Origin of the sequence: Pseudomonas sp. NFX224, assembly GCF_048565165.1 — a bacterium.
Classification (GTDB): domain Bacteria; phylum Pseudomonadota; class Gammaproteobacteria; order Pseudomonadales; family Pseudomonadaceae; genus Aquipseudomonas.
Map to the genome: position 1 here is coordinate 580,789 of NZ_CP183416.1, position 19,644 is coordinate 600,432.

Sequence of the window (19,644 nt, forward strand, 5' to 3'; positions counted from 1 at the left end):
CCCTCGCTTGACCACCGTTTGCGGCTGTTTGCCGAAGTTGTCCTGCACTAAGCTAACCATCATCCACACTTGGGGTTTATGACGCCATGATGGCCATCCCTGAATGACCCTGCTCTGGACCAGTGCCGCCATCGGCTCGGTGATGCTCGTTCTGATCGTCGTGCTGATTTGCCGCGAGCGCAAATTGCGCAGGCGACTCGCCGAGTACCGCGACATCATCAACAGCCTCGCCGAAGGTCAGAACATTCGTCAGGACGGCGACGCCGAGCGCTTCAAGCGCAGCCAATACTTCGCCCGCATTGGCACCTGGGACTGGGATGTCGACACCGACAAGCTCTATTGGTCCGAGGCGATCTACGGCATGTTCGGCTTCAAGATCGGCGAAGTGACGCCCTCCTACGCACTGTTCTGTTCCTGCGTGCACCCGGACGATCGGGCCAGGGTTCGCGCCGGCGAGTTGCGTTGCCTGGCCACCGGCGAAAACCACGACGAGGAATACCGCGTGGTCTGGCCCGACGGCACCATCCGCTGGTTGCGGGAAACCGGCAACGTGGTCAAGAACGACTGCGACGAAACGATCAAGATGATGGGCGTGGTGCGCGATATCACCGAGGAAAAAGCGTCGGCCAGTTACCTGCGACACCTGGCCCATTTCGACCCGCTGACCGGGCTGCCCAACAGGCTGGTGCTCGAAGAGCGATTATCCGAGGCACTGGAACGGGCGCGTGTCAGCGCAACCCGGGTGGCGCTGGTGTTTGTAGACCTCAACGGTTTCAAGGCGATCAATGACCATTACGGCCATGCCGCCGGCGACCGGGTGCTGATCACCACCGCCACCCGCCTGAAAAAAATCCTCCGCGCCACCGACACCGTCGCCCGCATCGGTGGCGACGAATTCGTGGTCATTCTCCAGGACCTGCCCCCAGGAGGCAGCCTGCAAGACGAAGCCCGCAGCATCTGCCAGAAAATCTTCGTCGAACTCTCCCCACCCATGACCATCGGCAGCGACCAGCGCCACATCGGCACCAGCCTCGGGGTCGCGGTGTTCCCGGATCATGCGCCGAGCATGGACCGGCTGATTCATATTGCCGACCTGGCAATGTATGAGGCCAAGCGCAGTGGGAACAATCAGTATCGGTTGGGCGAGCAGGCGGTCAGCCGGGCTGAATGAATGGCTGGATCTGCGCCGCTCACAGCATTGATCCACTTCGCACATCAATGCATGCCAACTATGCAATTAACATATCGATCCCCCTGCTCCACTATCCGCCCCAATAAGAACCGTGCGCCGCGTACACGCAGCGCACGTCATAAAAGCGGTGGAGTATTTATCGATGACAGCCTCAATTCCGCGCGGAAGCTCTCGCGCCAGCGCCATCTTCCGGGTCACCTCGGGCAACTTCCTCGAACAGTTCGACTTCTTCCTTTTCGGTTTCTATGCCACGCAGATCGCTGCGGTGTTCTTCCCCGCCAGCAGCGAGTTCGCCTCGCTGATGATGACCTTTGCCGTGTTCGGCGCAGGATTCTTGATGCGCCCGCTCGGCGCCGTGGTGTTGGGTGCCTACATCGATGATGTCGGTCGGCGCAAAGGGCTGATCGTTACGTTGTCGATCATGGCCAGCGGCACAATTCTGATTGTGCTGGTCCCCGGTTACGAAACCATCGGCCTGTTCGCCCCGGCCCTCGTGTTGATTGGCCGATTGCTCCAAGGCTTCTCGGCAGGCGCGGAATTGGGTGGTGTCTCGGTGTACCTCTCGGAGATCGCCACGCCGGGCAATAAAGGTTTTTTCACCAGTTGGCAGTCGGGCAGCCAGCAAGTGGCGATCATCGTCGCTGCGGCGTTGGGCTATGGCCTGAACCAATGGATGGCGCCGGCGATGATTGCCGACTGGGGTTGGCGGATTCCGTTCTTCATTGGCTGCATGATCGTGCCGTTCATTTTCTTCCTGCGCCGCAACCTGGAGGAAACCGAAGAGTTCGTCGCTCGCAAGCAGCGCCCGAGCATGGGCGAGGTGTTCCGCACGCTGGCGCAGAACTGGGTGATCGTGTTCGCCGGGATGATGATGGTCGCCCTGACCACCACCGCGTTTTACCTGATCACCGTGTATGCGCCGACTTTCGGCAAAACCGTGCTGCACCTGAGCACCTCCGATGCGCTACTGGTGACGTTGCTGGTGGGTGTGTCGAACTTCTTCTGGCTGCCGATTGGTGGCGCACTCTCCGACCGTATCGGCCGTCGTCCGGTGTTGATCACCATGGCTCTGCTGGCGCTGGCTTCGACCTATCCGGCGCTGTCGTACCTGGTGCAGGCACCGAGCTTCATCAACATGCTGTTGGTGCTGCTGTGGCTGTCGTTCATTTACGGCTTGTACAACGGCGCGATGATTCCGGCGCTGACGGAAATCATGCCGGTGCAAGTCCGAGTGGCCGGTTTCTCTCTGGCTTACAGCCTGGCCACCGCAGTGTTTGGCGGGTTCACCCCGGCGATGTCGACCTTCCTGATCCAGTACACCGGCGACAAGGCGGCACCCGGTTACTGGATGAGTATCGCTGCGCTCTGTGCGTTGTGCGCAACGCTGTACCTCTATCGCCGCACCAGCGGGCGCCTGCAACCCGCCCTTTCGTGAATCAGCCCTCTCAGAGAAATCGCCCATGAAAAAGCTATTCAATGTTGCGGCCCTTGGCTTGCTCGTCAGCCTGGCCTTCAGTGCTGCGGCACAGGCCGAAGAAATCCGTGTGATGACCTCCGGCGGCTTCACCGCGGCCTACAAAATTCTCGGCCCGAAATTCGCAGCGTCCACCGGCAACACCCTCGATACCGCACTCGGTCCATCGATGGGCAAGGCCCCGGAAGCGATCCCCAATCGCCTGGCACGCGGAGAGAAAGCTGACGTGGTGATCATGGTCGGCTACGCGCTGGCCGATCTGATCAAGCAAGGCAAAGTCGACCCGGCCTCTCGGGTTGAACTGGCCGATTCGCGGATCGGCCTGGTGGTGCGCGAAGGTGCACCGAAGCCGGACATCAGCTCGGTCGACAGCCTGAAAAAGACCCTGTTGGACGCCAAATCCGTGGCCTATTCCGACAGCGCCAGTGGCGTGTACATCGAGCAGCAATTGTTCAAACGCCTGGGTATCGAGGATCAGCTCAAAGCCAAGTCGAGCATGGTGCCGAAAATCCCCGTGGGCTCAGTGGTTGCCACGGGCGACTATCAATTGGGCTTTCAGCAGGTCAGCGAATTGCTGCCGGTGCCGGGCGTGAGTTTTGTGGCGAAGATTCCGGAATCGGTGCAGTCGGTCACCCGCTTTGCCGCCGGCATTCCGGTGGGTGCACAACACCCGGCCGAGGCCAAGGCGTTGCTTGAGTACATGGCATCGGCCCAGGCGCAACCGGACGTGAAAGCCACCGGCCTGGATTCAGTCAACCGCTGACCGCAGGCTCCCGGACTTTCATTTCCACCACCAGCCGTTCCAGTTCAAGTGCTGCCGGGGTCAGGGTTCGACCCCGGCGCTTGATCAAACCAACGCTGCGCATCACTTGCGGATCGGTCAGTGGCACCCGCGTCAGAATCGGGTGATCCGCTGCCGGCATCGCCATCAACGGCACCGCCGCAACACCCAACCCCGCCTCCACCAGTCCAATCATCGTCGTAACATGCCGGGTTTCGCAGATGCTCGGCCGTTGCGGCACCACGCCGGTCAATGCCTGATCGAGCAAAAAACGGTTGCCTGAGGTCTTGTCCAGCGAGATGTAATCCTGCTGATAAAACTCGTCCCAAGTCACGCTGCTGCGTCCGGCCAATGGGTGATCGCGCCGGCAGGCCACGACGTAGCTTTCCTGCACCAGCGGCAAGAAATCGACTTCGGCCTCCAGCGAGCCCATGAAGCTCAGGCCGAAATCCGCTTCGCCATTGACCACCGCGCTCAACACTTCATGGGCGCTGGAATCCAGCACCTTGACCTTGATCCGCGGAAATTGCCGGTGATAGTGCGCGACTACCCGCGGCATGAAGTAGTACGCCGCCGACGGCACGCAGGCGACGGTGACGTGGCCGAGCCGGGTCGAAGCGACTTCGCTGATGCCCAGCAGCGCCACATCCAGGTCGTCGAGCAAGCGTTCAACGCTGGGCACGAAACCCCGTCCGGCCTGGGTCAGGCTGACCTTGCGGGTGGTGCGTTCGAACAACCGGACACCGAGCGCGTCTTCGAGTTTTTCGATTCGCCGGCTCAGGGCTGGCTGGGAGATGCGTACCGTGTCGGCAGCCTTGCGAAAGCTGCCCTGCTCCACCACGGCGCGGAAGGCTTGCAGATCGTTGAGGTCGAAATTGATGGCCATGGAGTGAACTCAGCGCTCGGGTCAGATTGATCCGCTTATTCTATGAATGTAACCAATTAATGCAAAATGTAACAACTGAGTTCCGACGCTATGCTGACGCAACTGGGTCGAGCCTTTATCCTTGTCGCCCTTGCCGTACCGAGTTAATGGAGTTTTCGCCATGCCCCATGAAGGCAGTCTGTTGCAAGCCGCAGTCGTTTTTCTGCTCGCGGCCGTGCTCACCGTTCCCCTGGCCAAGCGCCTGCAACTGGGGGCGGTGCTGGGTTATCTGTTTGCCGGGGTGATCATCGGTCCGTCGGTGCTCGGTTTGATCGGCAACCCGGAAAGCGTCGCCCACATCTCGGAACTCGGCGTGGTGTTGCTGCTGTTCATCATTGGTCTTGAGCTGTCGCCCCGACGGTTGTGGGTGATGCGCAAGTCGGTGTTCGGCGTCGGCCTGGCGCAGGTGCTGCTGACGGGAACGGTGTTGGGCTTGCTGGCGCTGTATGTGTTCGGGCAGCCGCTGAACACCGCGATTGTGTTGGGCCTGGGTCTGGCCCTGTCGTCCACGGCTTTCGGCCTGCAAAGCCTGGCCGAACGCAAGGAGCTGACCAGCCCCCACGGGCGTCTGGCGTTCGCGATCCTTCTGTTCCAGGACATCGCCGCGATCCCGCTGATCGCCATGGTGCCGCTGCTGGCGGGCAGCGATCAAAATCTCAGCGCAGCCGACGATGTGAATCAGGGGCTGCGCGTGCTGGTCAGCATTGCCATTGTGGTGGTCGGCGGACGCTATCTGCTGCGGCCGGTGTTCCGCATCGTCACCAAAAGCGGTTTGCCGGAAGTGTCCACCGCGACCGCCTTGCTGGTGGTAATGGGCACCGCCTGGCTGATGGACCTGGCCGGTATTTCCATGGCCCTCGGCGCATTTCTCGCCGGTCTGCTGCTGGCGGACTCCGAATACCGCCACGAACTGGAAGCACAGATCGAACCGTTCAAGGGCCTGCTGCTGGGGCTGTTTTTCATGAGCGTCGGCATGGGTGCGAACCTCAGTCTGCTGCTGCGCGAGCCCATCGTGGTGTTGGGGCTGACGGTGCTGCTGATCGCCGTCAAGTTGCCGCTGCTGTTTATCGTCGGACGCCTCGGAGGCTTGAACAAGGTCAGCGCGATTCGCCTGGGCATCGTATTGGCAGCCGGCGGTGAATTTGCCTTCGTAGTGTTCAAGATCGGCCGTGATCACGGTTTGTTCGACCCGCGCCTGTATGGCCTGCTGGTACTGGCGATCACCTTGTCCATGGCCCTTACACCCTTGTTGCTGCTGGTCTGTGCGCGTCTGGCCAGCCCCAAGGTGCAGCCGGTGGTCGTTCCCGAGAAATTCCGTGAAATCGATGCCGATGAGCCTCGCGTGGTGATCGCCGGCATGGGTCGCATGGGCCAGATCGTCGCCCGTATCCTGCGGGCGCAGAACATCAGGTTCGTCGCCCTCGACACCTCGGTGGAAACCATCGAACTGTCCCGCAGCTTCGGCGGCGTGCCGGTGTTCTACGGCGACCCGATGCGCCCGGAAATCCTCAGCGCGGCCAAAGTCGGCGAAGCCGAATTCTTCGTCATCGCCACTGACGATCCGGACACCAACATCAAGACCGCCGAACTGGTGCGCAGGCTCTACCCACACATCAAGATCATCGCCCGCGCGCGTAACCGTCAGCATGTGCATCGGCTGATGGACGTGGGCGCCCACGCCGTGCGCGAGACCTTTCATTCCAGCCTGGAAATGAGCCGGCAGACGCTGATCGGGCTGGGTTTGACCCAGGCTCAGGCCGATGCGCGGATCAAGCGCTTCAAGCATCACGACGAACAGGTGCTCGAAGCCCAGCATGCGATTTATGACGACGCGGTGAAGGTCAAGCAAACGGCGCAAGAAGCGCGGGCGGAGCTGGCGAGGTTGTTTGAATCGGATCAGCTGGAAGAGCAGGCAGGTAAAAAGTGAGTGGGTGAACGAAAACGCGGTGCACTGGATAAATCTTAAATACCAAGGAACCCGACAATGTCTGCCGAGCAATCCTCCCCCGCCCTCAAGGAAATCTTCAACGCCGAACGCCTCCAGCACATCGCCAGCGAGATGACGGCGGTCTATCCGGAGTTCGACGCCAAGGCCTTCCTGAAACTGGCCATGACCGGCCTGGCGGAGCTGTCGGTGATGCAACGCATGGCCCGCGTCAGCGATTGCCTGCACGCGGTACTGCCGCTGGGTTTTGAAGCATCGCTTGAGGTATTGCGCGCCCTTGCGCCGCGTCTCAACAGCGGCTTTGTCAGCATGTGCCTGCCGCATTACGTGGCGACTTACGGTGCCGATCGCTTCGACGTGTCGATGGACGCGCTCAAGTACTTCACCGCCTTTGGTTCTTCGGAATTCGCCATTCGCCATTTCCTGCGCAGCGATCCCGAACGGTCGCTGAAGCTGATGCACGACTGGTCGCTGGACGACAACGAGCATGTCCGGCGCCTGGCCAGCGAGGGTTGTCGCCCGCGCTTGCCGTGGTCGTTTCGCCTGGAACAGGTTCAGGCCAACCCGAATCTGGCCGCGCGCATCCTCGACAACCTCAAGGCCGACACCAGCCTTTACGTGCGCAAGTCCGTGGCCAACCACCTCAACGACATCACCAAGGATCATCCCGATTGGGTGCTCGACCTGATCGAAGGCTGGTCGCTGGATAACAAACACACCGCGTGGATCGCCAAACATGCGCTGCGTAGCCTGATCAAACAGGGTAACCCGCGGGCGTTGGCGATCATTGGTGCGGGTGGCAAACCTGAAGTCGAGATCATCGATGTGCGAGTCCACCCGCCGGTGATTGGCCTGGGGGAGAAAATCACCCTGTCCTTCGCCGTCAAATCCACGGTGGCGGACAGCCAGCGGCTGGTGATCGACTACGCCATCGACTACGTGAAAGCCAACGGCAGCACTTCAGCGAAGGTGTTCAAGCTCAAGGGGCTGACGCTGCCAGGCAATGGCACTGAGCATTTGAGCCGTGGCCAGCATATCAAGGAGCTGACCACTCGCAAGCACTATGCGGGAAAGCATGCGGTGCATGTGATGGTCAATGGCGAGCGGCTGGCCAGTACGGCGTTTGAAATCCTCCCGTGAAACTCGGTTCCAACAAGGATGAAGCTCACCGTTAAATCACCTGTGCGTTCGAGCCCAGCAGCAAGTCCTGCTCGCGCTCACACAACTCCACCACGTAATCCCACATCACCCGCAACCGCACGGATTTGTGCAACTCGCGCCGGGTGCTGATCCAGTAACTGCGCAGGATGCTTTCATCGGGAAACAACGGCACCAGACCGGGGTCGGCACTGGCCATGTAGCACGGCAGCACGGCAATCCCTAAACCCGCGCGCGCAGCCTGCTGCTGGGCAATCACACTGGTGCTGTGAAAGACCACCTGCGGGTTGCGGCAGAAGCTGTTGAGGAACATCAATTCCTGGCTGAACAGTAAGTCGTCGACATAGCCGATCCACGCATGCCGCCCCAGGTCCTCGCGACTGCCCAGCGGTGGCGCACGATCGAGGTAATCCTGGCTGGCGTAAAGCGCCAGGCGATAGTCAGTGAGTTTGCGCGTGACCAGCATGTCAGCGGACGGACGTTCAAGGTGGATGCTGATTTCCGCCTCGCGGTTGAGGATGCTGACAAAGCGCGGCACCGCCACCAGTTCCACTTCCAGTCCCGGATAGCGCTCGAACAAGCCGTTCATGCGACTGGCGAGGAACATGATGCCCAGCCCTTCCGTGACCCCGACGCGAATCTTGCCCAGCGGCGCCGTGGACTGGGTGATTTCCTCCTGGGCCAGCAACGCGACGTTTTCCATGGCCTCGGCGTGTTTGAGCAGTGCTTCGCCGGCCGGCGTCAGTTCATAACCTTGGGCATGCTGCACGAACAGCGCAGTGCCGAGGCTTTTTTCAACGGCCTCGATATGCCGCGCCACCGTGGCGTGAGTGGTGTTCAAACGGCGGGCCGCGGTCAGCAAACGCCCGCTACGCTGTAGCTCGAGAAAAAACCGCAGGTCATTCCAGTCGAACATCGTCCATCCTTAGGTCGTCGTTGTTTAAAAACGCACAGCAGCTGCGCAAAAACTAACATTCTTTTGACGAAAGCTAACAACTAGGATGACCGACAACAAGAACAACAAGACGAGGCCAGGGATGCAGTCTTCCCTTGATGAATACGACTACATCGTGGTCGGCGCAGGACCGGCCGGTTGTTTGCTGGCCAATCGACTGTCGGCCAACCCGCAACACCGGGTGCTGCTGCTCGAAGCCGGTGGCCGCGACAACTATGCATGGATTCACATCCCCGTCGGTTACCTGTTCTGCATCGGTAACCCGCGCACCGACTGGTGCTTCAAGACCGAAGCGCAACCGGGCCTGCAAGGCCGCACCCTGAGTTACCCGCGCGGCAAAGTGCTGGGCGGCTGCTCGTCCATCAACGGCATGATCTACATGCGTGGCCAGGCTGGCGATTACGATGGCTGGGCCGCCGACGGCAACCCCGGCTGGCGCTGGCAGGATGTGCTGCCGCTGTTCAAGAAAAGCGAAAACCACTTCGCTGGCGATTCGGAATTTCACGGCGCCAGTGGCGACTGGCGGGTCGAACGCCAGCGTCTGTCGTGGCCGATTCTCGATGCCTTCCGCAGCGCCGCCGAGCAAAGCGGCATTGCCAGCATCGATGACTTCAACCAGGGCGACAACGAGGGTTGCGGTTACTTCCAGGTCAACCAGAAGGCCGGTATTCGCTGGAACGCGGCGAAAGCGTTTCTCAAACCTGTCCGCAATCGCCCCAATCTGACGGTGCTGACCGGCGTTGAAGTCGACCGCGTATTGCTGGAAAACGGTCGCGCGTCGGCGGTCAGCGCCCGCTGGCAACATCAGGTGAAGACCTTCAAGGCGCGCAAGGAAATCGTCCTCTGCGCCGGTTCCGTCGGTTCACCGAGCATCCTGCAACGCTCCGGCATCGGCCCTCGCCCGCTGCTGCAACGCCTGGGCATCGGCGTCGTCCATGAGTTGTCCGGCGTCGGCGGCAACTTGCAGGATCACCTGCAACTGCGCCTGATCTACACACTGGAGAACGCCCGCACGCTCAATCAGATCGCCGGCAGCGTATGGGGCAAGATGGGCATGGGCTTGCGTTATCTGTATGACCGCAGCGGCCCGCTGTCGATGGCGCCGAGTCAGCTCGGTGCGTTTGCGCGTTCCGGGCCGGAACAGACCTCAGCCAATCTGGAATACCACGTGCAGCCCCTGTCACTGGAGCGTTTCGGCGAACCGTTGCACGCATTCCCGGCGTTCACCGCGTCGGTCTGCGACCTGCGTCCGCAAAGCCGTGGCCGGGTGGACATCCGCTCGGCCAATCCGCAAGAAGCACCGTTGATTCAACCCAATTACCTGAGCCATCCGGAGGACTTGCGGGTCGCCGCCGATGCCATTCGGCTGACCCGGCGCATCGTCGCCGCGCCGGCCCTGAAGGCGTTCAAACCGGTCGAGTACCTGCCCGGTGACAGCCTGCAAAGCGAAGAAGAGTTACACGAAGCCGCCGCGCGTATCGGCACGACGATTTTCCACCCGGTCGGCACCTGCCGGATGGGCAATGACGTCGATGCCGTGGTCGACGCCGAACTGCGCGTGCACGGCATCCCGGGCCTGCGCATCGCCGACGCCTCGATCATGCCGCGCATCACCTCGGGCAACACCTGTTCACCTACGCTGATGATCGCGGAGAAAGCCGCGCAGCTAATCCTCAACCCCGATTCAAGGAGCATCGCCCCGCAAAAGGAACTGGCCGCACATCCGTGAACCCCCACGGACACTGCAGGAGCGAGCCTGCTCGCGATGAACCTGAGAGCGCCGCGTGGTGTCAGGTTTACAGCGTTATCGTTGACGACCATCGTCGGATCGCCGCCCGGATCAGGCTCGCCCCTACAGGGAAACAAATACATCCGATACATCGAAGTAGCGGCACCCGCCCACAAGGCAGGCGCCGACAGTGGAACAACAAAAACAATCACTGTGAGGGATACCGACATGTCAGAACACGTTCAGCCCCTGGAAGCCACGCGCAGCGCGGGCACCAGCCAGGAAACCCAGAAAGTCATCTTCGCTTCATCACTCGGCACGGTGTTCGAGTGGTATGACTTTTTCCTTTATGGCGCCCTCGCGGCGGTGATCAGCAAGCAGTTTTTCGCCGGGGTCAACGACACCACGGCGTTCATCTTCGCGCTGATGGCCTTCGCCGCCGGCTTCATCGTGAGGCCATTCGGTGCCCTGGTTTTCGGTCGGTTGGGGGACATGATCGGTCGTAAATACACCTTTCTCGCGACCATTGTCCTCATGGGTCTGGCGACCTTTTGCGTCGGTTTGTTACCGACCTACGCCAGCATCGGCATCGCCGCACCCATCATCCTCGTGGTGCTGCGCATGCTTCAGGGCCTGGCCCTGGGCGGCGAGTACGGCGGCGCTGCGACGTACGTGGCAGAGCACGCGCCGATGGGCAAACGCGGTTTCCACACCAGCTGGATTCAGTCCACCGCCACCCTCGGCCTGTTGCTGTCGCTGCTGGTGGTGCTCGGTTGCCGCTACTTCACCGGCGATCAGTTCGAAGTCTGGGGCTGGCGCATTCCGTTCCTGTTTTCGATCATCCTGCTGGGCATCTCGACCTGGATTCGCCTGAGCCTGCATGAATCCCCGGCCTTCGTGAAAATGAAAGAGGAAGGCAAGCTCTGCAAATCGCCGATCCGCGATTCCTTCGGCAAATGGGAAAACCTCAAGGTCGTGCTGATCGCCCTGTTCAGCATCAACGCTGGCCAAGCCGTGACCTTCTATGCGGCGCAATTCTACGTATTGTTCTTCCTCACCCAGTTCCTGAAAATGGACCCGGCCGTGGCCAACGGCCTGCTGATCGTCAGCGTGACCATCGGCGCGCCGTTCTTCATTTTCTTCGGCTGGCTGTCGGACAAGGTCGGGCGTAAACCGGTGCTGATGCTCGGCCTGTTACTGGCTACGGCGTTGTACTTCCCGATCTTCAAGACCCTGGCCCACTACGCCAACCCGGCCATCGACCTGGCCAGCCGCCAGGCACCGATCACCGTGCTGGCCGACCCGGCCACCTGCACCTTCCAGTTCGACCCGGTGGGCAAGGCGAAATTTGATAGCCCGTGCGACAAGGTCAAGACCTTCCTGGTCAAGCAAGGCCTGCCCTACCAGAGCGCAGCGGCCCCGGCCGGCAGCGGCGTGCAGGTCAGCGTCGGCGACGTGAAGATCGACGGTTTCGACGAAGCCGCCCTGCGTGGCGCGGTGACCCTTGCCGGTTACCCGCAACAGGCTGACATGCAGCAGATCAACAAGCCGATGATCGTGGCGCTGATCGTCGCGCTGATCATCATCTCCGCCATGTGCTACGGCCCGCTGGCGGCACTGATGGTCGAACTGTTCCCGACCCGCATCCGTTACACCTCGATGTCGCTGCCGTACCACATCGGTAACGGCTGGTTTGGCGGTTTCCTGCCGACCGTGTCATTCGCTTTGGTGGTGTACACCGGGGACATCTTTTACGGGCTGTGGTATCCGGTGTTGATCACCGGGGTCAGCCTGGTGGTGGGGATGATCTGTTTGCGTGAGACACGCAACGTGGATCTGGACAAGAACTGACAGCCAGCCGAAAAAAACGCCCCGCACAAGCGGGGCGTTTTGGTTAATCTGATCCAAAGGCTCAACGGCACTCACCAGACCGAGGCACCGGCATGATCATTTCTTCTGCATCCGACTATCGCGAGGCAGCTCGTCGCAAACTCCCACGTTTCCTGTTCGATTACATTGATGGCGGCGCCTACGCAGAACATACGCTGCGGGCCAACAGCGCCGACCTGAGCGGCATCAGCCTGCGCCAGCGCATTCTGAAAAACGTCGAAACCCTGAGTCTCGAAACCACCCTCTTCGATCAACCGCTTGCAATGCCGATCATCCTCGCACCGGTGGGCCTGACGGGCATGTTCGCCCGCCGTGGTGAGGTACAAGCCGTGAAGGCGGCGCAGAACAAAGGCATTCCCCTGTGCCTGTCCACCGTTTCGGTGTGTTCGATCGAGGAAGTCGTGGCACAAAGCGAACAAGCCATCTGGTTTCAGCTGTACGTGTTGAAGGACCGGGGTTTCATGCGCAACGCCCTGGAGCGGGCGAAGGCTGCCGGGGTGAAGAACCTGGTGTTCACCGTCGACATGCCCACCCCCGGCGCCCGCTACCGGGATGCGCACTCGGGCATGTCCGGGCCGTTTGCGTCTTCGCGGCGCATGCTTCAGGCCATGACCCGGCCCGACTGGGCCTTGAACGTCGGCCTCATGGGCCGCCCCCACGACCTGGGCAACATCTCGAAGTACCTCGGCAAAGCCGTGACGCTCGAAGACTACATGGGCTGGCTGGCCAATAATTTCGATCCATCGATCAGTTGGAGCGACCTGGAATGGATTCGCGATTTCTGGAAAGGCCCGATGATCATCAAAGGCATTCTCGATCCGCAGGATGCCAAGGACGCAGTGAGTTTCGGCGCCGATGGCATTGTCGTGTCGAACCACGGCGGGCGACAGCTGGATGGCGTGCTCTCCACCACCAAGGCCTTGCCGCCGATCAAACAAGCCATCGGTGACGACCTGACAGTGCTGGTGGATTCGGGCATCCGCTCGGGGCTGGACGTTGTGCGCATGCTGGCGCTGGGGGCCAAAGGTGTGTTGCTGGGGCGTTCAATGGCCTACGCGCTGGCTGCCGACGGCCAACGCGGTGTGGAGAACATGCTGGATATCTTTGCCAGGGAAATGCGCGTGGCGATGACGTTGACCGGGGTGACGTCGATTGGTCAGATTGATCAATCGACGCTGGTGGATATCCGGTCGCTTGCCTGAAGGTATCAATCACTCCTCGAGTTCGACGACCTCGAATTTCACCTGATCGGGATAAAACGCCATGTATTCACGGATCTGCGCAACCGACACCTTGGGATTCTCGTAACTCCACACGGCATTGGCACCTTCATGCCCGGGCACCTGCAAACTGAAATAGCTGGCGTCGCCCTTGTACGGGCAATAACTGGTGTGATCGGTGCGGGCGTAGTACTTCTCGTCGATGTCCTCGCGCGGCACGTAATACACCGGTGGGTAATTGGCCTCCAGCAACACCAGCGCGCGGGACGACGCGGCCACCTGGATACCGTGAAACTTCACCAACAGGCAGCCGGGCTGCTCGGCGATGGTGATGACAGGACTAGGACCGGTGCTTTTCATGGAAAACCTTCCTCATGACGGTGATGAGCCTGTAGGGGCAAGGCTTGCCCGCGATGGGCGACGCAGCAGCCCCAAAACCTGAGACCACGATCTATCAGGTATAACCCAAGTTTCGTCATCGCGACGGCTTCGCAGCCGAACGGGAGCGGGTATTCAGCGTTACCGCTCCCTGACACACCAGGCTGTACATCCATACAGATAAAGATTGCCCCAGCGCGCGTCACCCGCCATTCTGTGCACCTCCCGGACACTGATCGACGATGGTGGTTATGCGGCTGTACCTCTGTGAAAAACCTTCCCAGGCAAAAGACATTGCGGCCGTGCTCGGCGCCAGGCGCCGTGGCGACGGCTGCTGGCTGGGAACGGATGTCACGGTGACCTGGTGCATCGGCCATCTGCTGGAAACCGCACCGCCGGACGCGTACGACACGCGCTACAAGCGCTGGGTACTGGCAGACCTGCCGATCATTCCGGACAAATGGAAGATGACCGTCAAGCCGCGCACGGCCAGTCAGTACAAGGCCGTCAAACGCCTGCTTGGTGAAGCTTCGGAACTGATCATCGCCACGGACGCCGACCGTGAGGGCGAGATGATTGCTCGGGAGCTGGTGGAGCATTGCCGCTATCGCGGGCCGATCCAGCGCTTGTGGCTGTCGGCACTGGACGACGCCTCGATCCGCAAGGCGCTCGCGGCGCTCAAACCGGGGGCGGAAACTTTCAGCCTTTACCATTCGGCGCTGGGACGCAGCCGCGCCGATTGGCTGATCGGGATGAACATGAGCCGGTTGTTCACGCTGCTCGGGCGTCAGTCTGGGTATCAAGGCGTGTTGCCGGTGGGTCGGGTGCAAACGCCGACCCTGCGCCTTGTAGTGGATCGTGACCGCAGCATTGCCGATTTCGTACCGGTCGCTTACTGGGCCATCGATGTGCAACTCCTGCATGAAGGCACCGCGTTCACCGCGCAATGGCGTGCGGCTTCCGACGTTTGCGACGATCAGGATCGCTGCCTGAATCAGGCGCTGGCCCAGCAGGCAGCGGCGGCGATGATGGGCGCAGCGAGTGCCCGGGTGATCAAGCTCCGTACCGAACGGATGCGCGAAGTCGCACCGCTGCCATTCGATCTGGGCACCCTGCAGGAAGTCTGCTCGAAAAAACTCGGGCTTGGCGCCCAGGAGACCCTCGACGTTGCCCAGGCACTGTACGAAACCCACAAGGTCATCACCTACCCGCGCAGTGACTGCGGCTATCTGCCCGTCAGCCAGCACAGCGAAGCACCGGGCATTCTGGCAGCGTTACGCCAGGCCGATCCGGCGCTGAACACCTTGCACGACCACCTTGAACCCCAACGCCGCTCACGGGCCTGGAGCGATGCCAAGGTCAGTGCGCACCACGGCATCATCCCCACCGCCGCAGCGAAGAACCTTGAACGGCTGACCGGCAATCACCGAGCGGTCTACACGCTGATCCGCGCACGGTATCTGACGCAGTTCCTGCCCAATCACGAATACGATCGCACCCAGGCTGATTTCGATTGCGCCGCAGAAGCCTTGCGCGCGGTCGGCAAGCAGATCATCGAACCTGGCTGGAAGCGCGCCCTGCCCGAAGCCCTTGCTCCGGCCAAGGGCCGCGAAGCTCCGGCACCGCAGACGCTACCGAACCTCAAGGAAGGCATCGATTGCGCGGTAGCCAACGTGCAACTCAAGGACCTCTGGACTCAACCGCCAAAACCCTTCACCGAAGGCGATCTGATCAAGGCGATGAAAAACGTCGCCAAACTGGTGGAAGACCCGCTGCTCAAGCAGAAACTCAAGGACACCACCGGCATCGGCACCGAAGCGACCCGCGCCTCGATCATCCAGGGTTTGCTCGACCGTGGTTATTTGATCAAGAACGGCAAGGCACTTTCCGCCACCCCGGCCGCTTTCAGCCTGATCGATGCCGTGCCTCGCGCGATTGCCGATCCGGGTACCACGGCAATCTGGGAGCAAGCGCTGGACATGGTGCAGAGCGGGGAAATGAGCCTCGAAGAATTCGTCACCAAACAGGCTGCCTGGATGAGCAAGCAAGTCAGCCGCTGCGCCGGGTTGAACCTGACCATCAGCGGCCCGGCGAGTCCCGCCGGACGTGGTGCCACACCGTGGAAAAACAAACGCAAGCCCGCCAAACGCAAGGCTACGACCGGAGCCAGACGCAGCGCGAAGCCGGCGAGCAAGAGCTGATCGACCATACTGATCGTGCACCAGAACAGGAGCCCGCCAGCATGCCCTTGATTGAACTGCACGCCGCCCACCGCGATGAACTGGAAACCATTGAAAGCCTGATGCAGTTCTATACCTATGACTTCAGTGAGTGGTTGCCGCTGAAGCTGGGCGAACACGGTTTTTTCAATATTCAGCCCCTGCCCGACTATTGGCGAAATCCCTCGACCCAGGCTTTTTTGATCCGGGTCGACAGCGAACTGGCCGGTTTCGTAACCGTGGATGACGACACCCACCTGCCCGGCGCCCAATTCAACATGGGCTATTTGTTTGTGAGTCGACGCTTTCGTGGCCAAGGTGTCGCAATATTTGTCGTTTCCACCCTCTTGAGCCGATTCCCCGGTCAATGGCAGATTTTCCATCTCGATGCGAACCCGCCAGCGCAACTGTTCTGGACTACCGTGATGCCGGGACTGAGCCCAAGTGGATTCACCCGCCACCAGCAGATAATCAAGGGTTATCCCTGCACCCTCTACCGCTTTGAGGTTCCGCCGCTGTCGTCCTGACCGGCGCTTTCCACCCCTATTCCTAATTCCAGGCAGCTTTGTCTGACAATATGTAGTGCTTGAAAATATTCACTACAAAACCGTTGACGCCTTCGATTTGCCCTTGCATGATGCAGACGTCTCCCCGATCGGGAGTACACGCAACACGCTTGAGCAAGCTCGTCTGACCGCCGAGCTGTTTTTTCCGGATACACGCTGCCCACAAGGCAGATTGAAGAAGCTGACCTGGCCTGAACGTCCAGTACAAGGGCGAGAAGCGCTGGCGATCCATCCTCATGAAGCTTGTGGCCGACCCTGAAAGCGTCGGCAGGGGCCAACAGGTTATCGCCGCTTCTCTTCGTTGTGACGCTATTGCGTAGCAGTTATTCAACACGACTACATGCAACAGACGCGGGACCCCGTCGATTTCGACGGACGACTGCTGACGTCCTGGTTTCGGTGCCAGGGATCAACTAACCGATGGGCTACTTGTATTAGCGAATCAACTTTGAAAGATCACCAAATGGTCAAGGGGGCTTTATCATGAATCTGAACAATCAACCTACTATCGAAGAACTGGCTCGTATGTTCGCGGCGCAAAAAGACAGCCACGACAGCCATATCCTGTGGATCAGCAAGTCGGGCCAGGTTCATATCGACTGCCTGTCGCCGCATGCCCATGAAGCGGAGTTCGACCAGAACAACCAGAACCTGTTGGCCCGATTGAAGATGTACCGTCGCGGCCACGGTTATGTCGGCAAGAAAGCCGCCGCCGACAAGGACTTCATCGGTAATGTTCTGCAAACGCTAAAACAGGCGTGGGGCTCGATGCAGAACAACAACGAAGTTCGGGTGATTGATCGGTTCTACTAATTAAAATGAGTCGTTAATGACTGATTGATTAAAGGGCCTGCTCCTAATAAGAGCAGGCCCTTTTTTATGCCTGTTAGATAACCACTGCAGGCGCGCTCCTACGGTGGCTTTGTGGTGATTATGAAAGATCGGCCCCCAACACCAGATCCATAAACGCCAACGACGCCGCACTGTGATAGTTGTTCTTGCGCCGAAGCAGCGCGGCTGCGCGTTGTGGCACCTGCCCCGCCCACATCACTTTACGCAGCGCCCGGTCACCGCTGGCGATGGGTTCCGGAAGGATCGTCGCTACGGCGGTGTGGCGGATGACTTCGAGCAGCGTATTGACCGAGTTCACCTCGATGGCCACCTTCGGCGTGATCTGCACCTGGGTGAAATACGCGTCAATACAGGTGCGGGTGAAGAACTCCGGGGTCAATAAAGCAAACTGCAGTTGCGCCACCTGTTCAATCGTCAATGTGTCCTGGCGTTCGTACAACGGATGGGCCCGGCCAACCATCAACGCCAAGGATTCTGTAAACGCCTGGACCGATTCGATGTCAGCGTTTCTGACCTGATCGAACGCAATCGCGATGTCCAGCGAATCATCCATCAGGCCGGTTTCGATGTCGTCCATTGACAGTTCGAACACTTGCAGATGGATGTTCGGATAGCGCGCCACGAAATCGCGCACCAGCGGCCCCACCAGATACGCCATGAAGGTCGGGGTCATCGCCAGGCGCAAGGTGCCGCGGGACAAGTCCTTCACGTCATGCAACGCACGCTTGCCCGCCTCCAGCTCCACCAGCACCCGACGGGCGCATTCGATGTAGGCCTGGCCCGCATCGGTCGGCTTCACCGTGCGTGAAGTGCGGTCGAACAGGCTGACACCTAGGGCTTCCTCCAGTTGCCGGATCTGTTGCGACAGGGTCGGCTGGGACACGTGCAGCACTTCGGCAGCGCGGGTGAAACCGCCGTGGTCGGCCACAGCCAGCAAGTAACGCAAATGACGCAGCAACACGGGGCTCACCATCTATAGGCAGTGCTTATGCCTTGCATTGTATATCGGTCTTGGACGCTATGGGTTGATCGGCAGAAGATGGCGTCACACCCAAGCACATCCCCACTGCAACTGGAGAATCACCATGCAACAGTCCCACGCCTACAACGATGCAAGCCTGGCCCTGACCACCGAAATCCTTGATGCCAAGGCGCGCAAAAACCTCTCGTGGCAGGACCTGACTGACGGCACCGGCCTCGGCCTGGCCTACGTCACCGCCGCCCTGCTCGGCCAGCACCCGCTACCGGAAAGCGCCGCCAAAGTGATCGGCGAAAAACTCGACCTGAGTGCCGACTCCGTGGCTCGCCTGCAAATCATTCCACTGCGCGGCAGCCTGTCGGGTGTCCCGACCGACCCGACCATTTACCGCTTCTACGAAATGATCCAGATCTACGGCACCACCCTCAAAGCCCTGGTTCATGAGCAGTTCGGCGACGGCATCATCAGCGCGATCAACTTCAAGCTCGACATGAAGAAAGTCGAAGACCCGGAAGGCGGTCACCGCGCAGTCATCACCTTGGACGGCAAGTTCCTGCCGCTGCGCCCTTTCTAAACAACCGTTTTGCGTAGCAACTGCCGAGCCCGCGAGGCTGCGTTCGAGGACAACGTCCTCGCCGATCCTTGCGACTGCTTCGCAGCCGGACGCAGCCTCGCAGGCTCGACAGCTGCTACAGACTCAACCATGAGGAAATCCCCAATGAAAACACTCATCGAAGGTTTTCTGAAATTCCAGAAAGAAGCCTTTCCACAACGTACCGACCTGTTCAAACACCTGGCTACCACGCAACACCCAGGCACCTTGTTCATCACCTGTTCCGACAGCCGTGTAGTGCCGGAACTGCTGACCCAACAAGAACCCGGTGAGCTGTTCGTGATCCGTAACGCCGGCAACATCGTCCCCTCCTACAGCCCCCATCCCGGTGGTGTGTCGGCTACGGTCGAGTATGCCGTCGCCGTGCTCGGCGTAACCGATATCGTGATCTGCGGCCATTCGGATTGCGGCGCCATGACCGCTGTCGCCAAGTGCACCTGCATGGATCACTTGCCCGCTGTCAGCGGCTGGCTGCAACACGCCGAGTCGGCAAAAGTCATCAACGAGTCTCGCTCCCATGCCAATGAAGCAGCGAAAGTCAGCTCGATGGTGCGTGAGAATGTGATCGCGCAACTGGCGAACATCCAGACTCACCCGAGCGTGCGCCTGGCCCAGGAAAAAGGCCTGCTGAATTTGCATGGCTGGGTGTATGACATCGAAACCGGTTCGATCGATGCTCTCGATGGCAACAGCCGCCGTTTTGTATCGCTGGTCGAGCATCCGACCACTTGCGCCGTGTTTGGCCAAGCGGTCGATGCCGCGTGATGA

At 60.3% G+C, this 19,644-nt stretch carries 17 protein-coding genes; 13 read left to right on the forward strand and 4 right to left on the reverse strand.

The features are described 5' to 3' along the window. Window positions 1-103: 103 nt before the first annotated feature. The 3 genes from ACNYC6_RS02440 (at window position 104) to ACNYC6_RS02450 (ending at window position 3,429) form a co-directional block, all read left to right on the forward strand. Window positions 104-1,171, forward strand: a complete 1,068-nt coding sequence (locus ACNYC6_RS02440) for a diguanylate cyclase domain-containing protein (protein WP_419710911.1) — start codon at window positions 104-106, stop codon at window positions 1,169-1,171. Window positions 1,172-1,334: 163 nt separating this feature from the next. Beyond that, on the forward strand, window positions 1,335-2,627 hold the full coding sequence (locus ACNYC6_RS02445; RefSeq protein ID WP_419710912.1) for an MFS transporter: 1,293 nt from the start codon (window positions 1,335-1,337) through the stop codon (window positions 2,625-2,627). A 25-nt stretch (window positions 2,628-2,652) separates the two neighbouring features. Next, window positions 2,653-3,429, forward strand: coding sequence for a substrate-binding domain-containing protein (locus ACNYC6_RS02450; protein WP_419710913.1), 777 nt, complete (start codon window positions 2,653-2,655; stop codon window positions 3,427-3,429). Here ACNYC6_RS02450 and ACNYC6_RS02455 read toward each other — a convergent pair. Further along, the gene (locus ACNYC6_RS02455) at window positions 3,419-4,333 is read right to left on the reverse strand and encodes a LysR family transcriptional regulator (protein WP_419710914.1); all 915 of its coding nucleotides are present in this window, start codon (window positions 4,331-4,333) and stop codon (window positions 3,419-3,421) included. The two genes, ACNYC6_RS02450 and ACNYC6_RS02455, sit on opposite strands and share 11 nt — an antisense overlap. Before the next feature lie 160 nt (window positions 4,334-4,493). On the opposite strand from ACNYC6_RS02455, the gene ACNYC6_RS02460 reads away from it, so the two are divergent. Both ACNYC6_RS02460 and ACNYC6_RS02465 read left to right on the forward strand, forming a co-directional pair. Next, window positions 4,494-6,299, forward strand: coding sequence for a monovalent cation:proton antiporter-2 (CPA2) family protein (locus ACNYC6_RS02460; protein WP_419710915.1), 1,806 nt, complete (start codon window positions 4,494-4,496; stop codon window positions 6,297-6,299). 57 nt (window positions 6,300-6,356) lie between these two features. Further along, complete coding sequence (locus tag ACNYC6_RS02465) at window positions 6,357-7,457, forward strand: DNA alkylation repair protein (protein ID WP_419710916.1); 1,101 nt, start codon at window positions 6,357-6,359, stop codon at window positions 7,455-7,457. A 31-nt stretch (window positions 7,458-7,488) separates the two neighbouring features. Here the strand turns inward: ACNYC6_RS02465 and ACNYC6_RS02470 are convergent, their stop codons facing one another. After that, on the reverse strand, window positions 7,489-8,391 hold the full coding sequence (locus tag ACNYC6_RS02470) for a LysR family transcriptional regulator (protein WP_419710917.1): 903 nt from the start codon (window positions 8,389-8,391) through the stop codon (window positions 7,489-7,491). A gap of 121 nt (window positions 8,392-8,512) precedes the next feature. On the opposite strand from ACNYC6_RS02470, the gene ACNYC6_RS02475 reads away from it, so the two are divergent. The 3 genes from ACNYC6_RS02475 to lldD all read left to right on the forward strand — a co-directional run bounded on the left by ACNYC6_RS02475 (window position 8,513) and on the right by lldD (window position 13,251). Continuing rightward, complete coding sequence (locus ACNYC6_RS02475; RefSeq protein WP_419710918.1) at window positions 8,513-10,159, forward strand: GMC family oxidoreductase; 1,647 nt, start codon at window positions 8,513-8,515, stop codon at window positions 10,157-10,159. Window positions 10,160-10,387: 228 nt separating this feature from the next. Continuing rightward, the gene (locus ACNYC6_RS02480) at window positions 10,388-12,010 is read left to right on the forward strand and encodes an MFS transporter (RefSeq protein ID WP_419710919.1); all 1,623 of its coding nucleotides are present in this window, start codon (window positions 10,388-10,390) and stop codon (window positions 12,008-12,010) included. 92 nt (window positions 12,011-12,102) lie between these two features. Beyond that, the gene (gene lldD, locus ACNYC6_RS02485) at window positions 12,103-13,251 is read left to right on the forward strand and encodes an FMN-dependent L-lactate dehydrogenase LldD (RefSeq protein ID WP_419710920.1); all 1,149 of its coding nucleotides are present in this window, start codon (window positions 12,103-12,105) and stop codon (window positions 13,249-13,251) included. Between the two features lie 9 nt (window positions 13,252-13,260). On the opposite strand, the gene ACNYC6_RS02490 is transcribed toward lldD, so the two are convergent. Further along, window positions 13,261-13,629: a DUF427 domain-containing protein gene (locus ACNYC6_RS02490; protein ID WP_419710921.1), complete on the reverse strand. Its 369-nt coding sequence runs from the start codon at window positions 13,627-13,629 to the stop codon at window positions 13,261-13,263. Window positions 13,630-13,898: 269 nt separating this feature from the next. Here ACNYC6_RS02490 and ACNYC6_RS02495 point away from each other — a divergent pair, with 269 nt between their 5' ends. The 3 genes from ACNYC6_RS02495 (at window position 13,899) to ACNYC6_RS02505 (ending at window position 17,245) form a co-directional block, all read left to right on the forward strand. After that, window positions 13,899-15,848 (forward strand): DNA topoisomerase III, encoded by a 1,950-nt coding sequence (locus tag ACNYC6_RS02495; RefSeq protein WP_419710922.1) that lies wholly within the window; start codon window positions 13,899-13,901, stop codon window positions 15,846-15,848. A gap of 41 nt (window positions 15,849-15,889) precedes the next feature. Then, the gene (locus tag ACNYC6_RS02500; protein ID WP_419710923.1) at window positions 15,890-16,393 is read left to right on the forward strand and encodes a GNAT family N-acetyltransferase; all 504 of its coding nucleotides are present in this window, start codon (window positions 15,890-15,892) and stop codon (window positions 16,391-16,393) included. Window positions 16,394-16,915: 522 nt separating this feature from the next. After that, window positions 16,916-17,245, forward strand: coding sequence for a hypothetical protein (locus ACNYC6_RS02505; RefSeq protein WP_416127218.1), 330 nt, complete (start codon window positions 16,916-16,918; stop codon window positions 17,243-17,245). Between the two features lie 118 nt (window positions 17,246-17,363). On the opposite strand, the gene cynR is transcribed toward ACNYC6_RS02505, so the two are convergent. Beyond that, a complete protein-coding gene (cynR, locus tag ACNYC6_RS02510; protein WP_419710924.1) occupies window positions 17,364-18,245 on the reverse strand; it encodes a transcriptional regulator CynR in 882 nt (293 codons plus the stop codon). Between the two features lie 124 nt (window positions 18,246-18,369). On the opposite strand from cynR, the gene cynS reads away from it, so the two are divergent. Together cynS and ACNYC6_RS02520 are read left to right on the forward strand one after the other, a co-directional pair. After that, window positions 18,370-18,837 carry a cyanase gene (cynS, locus tag ACNYC6_RS02515; RefSeq protein ID WP_419710925.1) on the forward strand — a complete coding sequence of 156 codons (468 nt, stop codon included), beginning with the start codon at window positions 18,370-18,372 and terminating at the stop codon, window positions 18,835-18,837. Between the two features lie 144 nt (window positions 18,838-18,981). Continuing rightward, window positions 18,982-19,641 carry a carbonic anhydrase gene (locus tag ACNYC6_RS02520; protein WP_419710926.1) on the forward strand — a complete coding sequence of 220 codons (660 nt, stop codon included), beginning with the start codon at window positions 18,982-18,984 and terminating at the stop codon, window positions 19,639-19,641. Window positions 19,642-19,644 lie beyond the last annotated feature (3 nt).

Excerpts from the sequence above, each read along its gene's own strand:
- ACNYC6_RS02440 (WP_419710911.1), top strand. The coding sequence starts at position 104 with ATGACCCTGCTCTGGACCAGTGCCGCCATCGGCTCGGTGATGCTCGTT.
- ACNYC6_RS02455 (WP_419710914.1), bottom strand. The coding sequence starts at position 4,333 with ATGGCCATCAATTTCGACCTCAACGATCTGCAAGCCTTCCGCGCCGTG.
- lldD (WP_419710920.1), top strand. The coding sequence starts at position 12,103 with ATGATCATTTCTTCTGCATCCGACTATCGCGAGGCAGCTCGTCGCAAA.
- ACNYC6_RS02450 (WP_419710913.1), top strand. The coding sequence starts at position 2,653 with ATGAAAAAGCTATTCAATGTTGCGGCCCTTGGCTTGCTCGTCAGCCTG.
- ACNYC6_RS02465 (WP_419710916.1), top strand. The coding sequence starts at position 6,357 with ATGTCTGCCGAGCAATCCTCCCCCGCCCTCAAGGAAATCTTCAACGCC.
- ACNYC6_RS02480 (WP_419710919.1), top strand. The coding sequence starts at position 10,388 with ATGTCAGAACACGTTCAGCCCCTGGAAGCCACGCGCAGCGCGGGCACC.
- ACNYC6_RS02445 (WP_419710912.1), top strand. The coding sequence starts at position 1,335 with ATGACAGCCTCAATTCCGCGCGGAAGCTCTCGCGCCAGCGCCATCTTC.
- ACNYC6_RS02490 (WP_419710921.1), bottom strand. The coding sequence starts at position 13,629 with ATGAAAAGCACCGGTCCTAGTCCTGTCATCACCATCGCCGAGCAGCCC.
- ACNYC6_RS02460 (WP_419710915.1), top strand. The coding sequence starts at position 4,494 with ATGCCCCATGAAGGCAGTCTGTTGCAAGCCGCAGTCGTTTTTCTGCTC.
- ACNYC6_RS02475 (WP_419710918.1), top strand. The coding sequence starts at position 8,513 with ATGCAGTCTTCCCTTGATGAATACGACTACATCGTGGTCGGCGCAGGA.
- ACNYC6_RS02505 (WP_416127218.1), top strand. The coding sequence starts at position 16,916 with ATGAATCTGAACAATCAACCTACTATCGAAGAACTGGCTCGTATGTTC.
- ACNYC6_RS02520 (WP_419710926.1), top strand. The coding sequence starts at position 18,982 with ATGAAAACACTCATCGAAGGTTTTCTGAAATTCCAGAAAGAAGCCTTT.
- ACNYC6_RS02495 (WP_419710922.1), top strand. The coding sequence starts at position 13,899 with ATGCGGCTGTACCTCTGTGAAAAACCTTCCCAGGCAAAAGACATTGCG.
- cynS (WP_419710925.1), top strand. The coding sequence starts at position 18,370 with ATGCAACAGTCCCACGCCTACAACGATGCAAGCCTGGCCCTGACCACC.
- ACNYC6_RS02470 (WP_419710917.1), bottom strand. The coding sequence starts at position 8,391 with ATGTTCGACTGGAATGACCTGCGGTTTTTTCTCGAGCTACAGCGTAGC.
- ACNYC6_RS02500 (WP_419710923.1), top strand. The coding sequence starts at position 15,890 with ATGCCCTTGATTGAACTGCACGCCGCCCACCGCGATGAACTGGAAACC.